Raw genomic sequence first — 5,593 nt, 5'->3', positions numbered from 1 at the left:
TATAAAAACAAAAAAACCTCACACATTGCTGTATGAGGTTTGTAAAAAAACTGGCGGCGACCTACTCTCCCGCTTTCGCAGTACCATCGGCGCTGGTGGGCTTAACTTCTGTGTTCGGAATGGGAACAGGTGAGCCCCACCGCTAAAACCACCCTAAAGGTTGTATATAGGTGTAAGGTTTTTTTAGTTTAATGTTCAAAGTTTTTAACCTTGAATCTTAAACATTGAACCTTGAACCGTTTTTATCGGTAAATTTCATCACAAAGGCAAAACCAGTATTGCACTTATAAATACTTAAGCTAAGTTATGATAAGCATGATTGCTCATTACCTATTACTCATTACTTATGAATAGGCTATAAATCTACGGGTAATTAGTACTACTCGGCTATGCTGTTACCAACTTTACACCTGTAGCCTATCAACGTGGTCATCTCCCACGACCCTTAAAAGATGTCTCATCTTGAGGCGAGTTTCACACTTATATGCTTTCAGTGTTTATCTCTTCCAAACATAGCTACTCAGCGGTGCACCTGGCGGTACAACTGATACACCAGAGGTTTGTTCAATTCGGTCCTCTCGTACTAGAATCAAGCCCTCTCAAACATCTAACGCCCGCAATAGATAGAGACCGAACTGTCTCACGACGTTCTGAACCCAGCTCGCGTGCCACTTTAATGGGCGAACAGCCCAACCCTTGGGACCTTCTCCAGCCCCAGGATGTGACGAGCCGACATCGAGGTGCCGAACCTCCCCGTCGATGTGAGCTCTTGGGGGAGACTAGCCTGTTATCCCCGGAGTACCTTTTATCCTATGAGCGATGGCCCTTCCATACGGAACCACCGGATCACTATGTCCTGCTTTCGCACCTGATCGACTTGTTGGTCTCACAGTCAAGCACCCTTATGCCATTACACTCTACGCACGGTTACCAAGCGTGCTGAGGGTACCTTTGAAAGCCTCCGTTACTCTTTTGGAGGCGACCACCCCAGTCAAACTACCCACCACGCAATGTCCTTCTTTAAAGAAGTTAGGCTCCAAGTAAGTAAAGGGTGGTATTTCAACGTTGGCTCCACAAACACTAGCGTGCCTGCTTCAAAGCCTCCCACCTATCCTACACATTACTTACTCAAAGTCAATACGAAGTTATAGTAAAGGTTCACAGGGTCTTTTCGTCCCATTGCGGGTAATCGGCATCTTCACCGATACTACAATTTCACCGAGCTCGTGGCTGAGACAGTGCCCAGATCGTTACACCATTCGTGCAGGTCGGAACTTACCCGACAAGGAATTTCGCTACCTTAGGACCGTTATAGTTACGGCCGCCGTTTACTGGGGCTTCAGTCAAACGCTTCGCTTACGCTAACGCCCTTCCTTAACCTTCCAGCACCGGGCAGGTGTCAGACCCTATACAGCATCTTTCGATTTAGCAGAGTCCTGTGTTTTTGATAAACAGTCGCCTGGGCCTCTTCACTGCGGCCACCATTGCTGATGGCGTCTCTTCTTCCGAAGTTACGAGACTATTTTGCCTAGTTCCTTAGCCACGACTCACTCGAGCACCTTAGGATTCTCTCCTCGACCACCTGTGTCGGTTTTGGTACGGGTTGCTTCACTTCGGCTTTTCTTGGATCCGATTACACTACAGCAGCTTCGCCCGAAGGCTAGGCCTTGACACTTCCGTCCGTCTTTAGTAGCTACATCGAACCGTCCCCTTTTTAGTGTGAGCAAGTATGGGAATATTAACCCATTGTCCATCCACTACCCCTTTCGGGTTCGCGTTAGGTCCCGACTAACCCTCAGCTGATTAGCATGGCTGAGGAAACCTTAGTCTTTCGGTGAGGGGGTTTCTCGCCCCCTTTATCGTTACTTATGCCTACATTTTCTTTTCTGTCCGCTCCACAATACCTCACGATACTGCTTCGGCGCAAACAGAATGCTCTCCTACCAGATATAATAAATTATAAATCCATAGCTTCGGTAATATGTTTATGCCCGATTATTATCCATGCCGGACCGCTCGACTAGTGAGCTGTTACGCACTCTTTAAATGAATGGCTGCTTCCAAGCCAACATCCTAGCTGTCAATGCAGTCCAACCGCGTTGCTTCAACTTAACATATATTTGGGGACCTTAGCTGTTGGTCTGGGTTCTTTCCCTCTCGGACATGGACCTTAGCACCCATGCCCTCACTGCCGTAGAACATTTATTAGCATTCGGAGTTTGTCAGGAATTGGTAGGCGATGAAACCCCCGCATCCAATCAGTAGCTCTACCTCTAATAAACTTATATACGACGCTGCACCTAAATGCATTTCGGAGAGTACGAGCTATCTCCCAGTTTGATTGGCCTTTCACCCCTACCCACAGGTCATCCGAAGACTTTTCAACGTCAACCGGTTCGGTCCTCCACTTTGTGTTACCAAAGCTTCAACCTGCCCATGGGTAGATCACAAGGTTTCGCGTCTAATCCTACTAACTATGCGCCCTATTCAGACTCGCTTTCGCTCCGGCTCCGGACCTTAAGTCCTTAACCTCGCTAGTAAAATTAACTCGTAGGCTCATTATGCAAAAGGCACGCCGTCACAGAATTAATCTGCTCCGACCGCTTGTAGGCGTACGGTTTCAGGTTCTATTTCACCCTTCTATTCGAAGTGCTTTTCACCTTTCCTTCACAGTACTTGTTCACTATCGGTCTTTCAGGAGTATTTAGCCTTGGAGGATGGTCCCCCCATATTCAGACAGGATTTCACGTGTCCCGCCCTACTCATTTATCATCTTAATATACCTTTCGAATACCGGGCTATCACCGTCTATGGCCGCACTTTCCAGTACGTTCTTCTAAATATATAAAGACTTTTGGGCTAATCCGCTTTCGCTCGCCACTACTTACGGAATCTCTTCGATTTCTTTTCCTCCGGGTACTTAGATGTTTCAGTTCTCCGGGTTTGCTCTCTAAATAAATTTAGAGTAATACATCTTCAATGTATTGGGTTGCCCCATTCGGACATCTCGGGATCAATTCGTGTGTGCCAATCCCCCGAGCTTTTCGCAGCTTACCACGTCCTTCTTCGCCTCTGAAAGCCTAGGCATCCGCCATACGCCCTTAACGATTTCTTTCCTATTTTTAGGTTACTCAAGCACTTATAAGTGCTCGGTTTTCTCTTTGTGATGTCTTTACCGTTAATGTCAATGATCTTAATGTCTTCTTTTCCGACTGATGAACAGATGTTGTTTTTGGCTCCATCCGTAACTTTTAAATCAATCTTCCAAAACTGTGGAGAATAAGGGAGTCGAACCCTTGACCTCCTGCGTGCAAGGCAGGCGCTCTAGCCAGCTGAGCTAATTCCCCTCTAGGTGTTCCGGGTTTTATGTTTTTTGTTCCGGGTTTTAAACCCTGAACTTTAAACTCTAAACCTTAAACTTTAATTAGTAGTCTCGGGCAGGCTCGAACTGCCGACCTCTACATTATCAGTGTAGCGCTCTAACCAGCTGAGCTACGAGACTCTGTTATGAGTAATAAGTGATCAGTAATAAGTAATATTTTCATACTGCATTACCTTCATTCATTTCTCAATCTCTTTCCCGTTACTAATTTCTAGTGGGTTTGTATTTTTAATATATTTATAAGTAATAAGTAATCGGTAATGAGTAATTTTTATATTCCCTGATTTTACACTTGGATCTTTTTACTTTTAACTTTTTACCTTCCTTATAAATCAACCAATAAAAAAACTAAAGCTTTACTTTGAAGTAAGTACATGTACCTTGCGGTACTAATTTTGTTTATCGTCTTTAAGACGCTCTAAAATGAGATGTTCCAGCCGCACCTTCCGGTACGGCTACCTTGTTACGACTTAGCCCTAGTTACCTGTTTTACCCTAGGCAGCTCCTTTTACGGTCACCGACTTCAGGTACCCCAGACTTCCATGGCTTGACGGGCGGTGTGTACAAGGCCCGGGAACGTATTCACCGCGCCATGGCTGATGCGCGATTACTAGCGATTCCAGCTTCATAGAGTCGAGTTGCAGACTCCAATCCGAACTGAGACCGGCTTTCGAGATTTGCATCACATCGCTGTGTAGCTGCCCTCTGTACCGGCCATTGTATTACGTGTGTGGCCCAAGGCGTAAGGGCCGTGATGATTTGACGTCATCCCCACCTTCCTCTCTACTTGCGTAGGCAGTCTTACTAGAGTCCTCAACTTAATGGTAGCAACTAGTAACAGGGGTTGCGCTCGTTGCAGGACTTAACCTAACACCTCACGGCACGAGCTGACGACAACCATGCAGCACCTTGAAAATTGCCCGAAGGAAGGTCTATTTCTAAACCGATCAATTCCCATTTAAGCCTTGGTAAGGTTCCTCGCGTATCATCGAATTAAACCACATAATCCACCGCTTGTGCGGGCCCCCGTCAATTCCTTTGAGTTTCAAACTTGCGTTCGTACTCCCCAGGTGGCTAACTTATCACTTTCGCTTAGTCTCTGAATCCGAAAACCCAAAAACGAGTTAGCATCGTTTACAGCGTGGACTACCAGGGTATCTAATCCTGTTCGCTCCCCACGCTTTCGTCCATCAGCGTCAGTTAAGACATAGTGACCTGCCTTCGCAATTGGTGTTCTAAGTAATATCTATGCATTTCACCGCTACACTACTTATTCCAGCCACTTCTACCTTACTCAAGACCTGCAGTATCAATGGCAGTTTCACAGTTAAGCTGTGAGATTTCACCACTGACTTACAGATCCGCCTACGGACCCTTTAAACCCAATAAATCCGGATAACGCTTGCACCCTCCGTATTACCGCGGCTGCTGGCACGGAGTTAGCCGGTGCTTATTCGTACAGTACCTTCAGCTATTTACACGTAAATAGGTTTATCCCTGTACAAAAGAAGTTTACAACCCATAGGGCCGTCGTCCTTCACGCGGGATGGCTGGATCAGGCGCTAACCCATTGTCCAATATTCCTCACTGCTGCCTCCCGTAGGAGTCTGGTCCGTGTCTCAGTACCAGTGTGGGGGATCACCCTCTCAGGCCCCCTAAAGATCATCGACTTGGTGAGCCGTTACCTCACCAACTATCTAATCTTGCGCGTGCCCATCTTTATCCACCTCAGTTTTCAATATAAAGTGATGCCACTCTATATATTATGGGGTATTAATCTTCCTTTCGAAAGGCTATCCCCCTGATAAAGGCAGGTTGCACACGTGTTCCGCACCCGTACGCCGCTCTCAAGTCTCCGAAGAAACTCTACCGCTCAGCTTGCATGTGTTAGGCCTCCCGCTAGCGTTCATCCTGAGCCAGGATCAAACTCTCCATTGTATGTTTGTCTTGACTCACTCAAAGTTTTTTAACGCTTTAGTTTTTCCTTACTTGGTTGTTATATTGTATGTCAATGATCTTCATTTCTTTCGCTTCCTACAAACTACTTCTTCTGTCAGTTTTCGTTTCGTATTTGCGAGTGCAAAAGTAAAAAATATTTCTGAATTGACCAAATGTTTTTGAAGAAATTTTTAAAGTTTTTTTAGTAACCTTAAGCCCTCTTAAACAATCCCTCAACTCAACTCCTGCTCCCCGTTTTACCGGACTGCAAAG

General features: G+C 46.0%; 2 tRNA genes and 3 rRNA genes. All 5 read right to left on the bottom strand.

Annotated elements, in window-relative coordinates:
- Positions 1–48: 48 nt before the first annotated feature.
- Positions 49–156, bottom strand: a 5S ribosomal RNA gene (gene rrf, locus U9K52_RS21050).
- 197 nt (positions 157–353) lie between these two features.
- Positions 354–3,115 (bottom strand): 23S ribosomal RNA (locus U9K52_RS21045).
- Positions 3,116–3,273: 158 nt separating this feature from the next.
- Positions 3,274–3,347 (bottom strand) — tRNA-Ala (locus U9K52_RS21040).
- 81 nt (positions 3,348–3,428) lie between these two features.
- Positions 3,429–3,502 (bottom strand) — tRNA-Ile (locus U9K52_RS21035).
- A gap of 301 nt (positions 3,503–3,803) precedes the next feature.
- Positions 3,804–5,320 (bottom strand): 16S ribosomal RNA (locus U9K52_RS21030).
- The 16S, 23S and 5S rRNA genes sit together here with 2 tRNA genes alongside, the layout of an rRNA operon.
- Positions 5,321–5,593 lie beyond the last annotated feature (273 nt).

Source organism: Chryseobacterium sp. MHB01 (genome assembly GCF_034651565.1).
GTDB lineage: Bacteria > Bacteroidota > Bacteroidia > Flavobacteriales > Weeksellaceae > Chryseobacterium > Chryseobacterium nepalense.
Note: the sequence above shows the minus strand (reverse complement) of the source record. Positions and strands in the feature narration are given on the sequence as shown.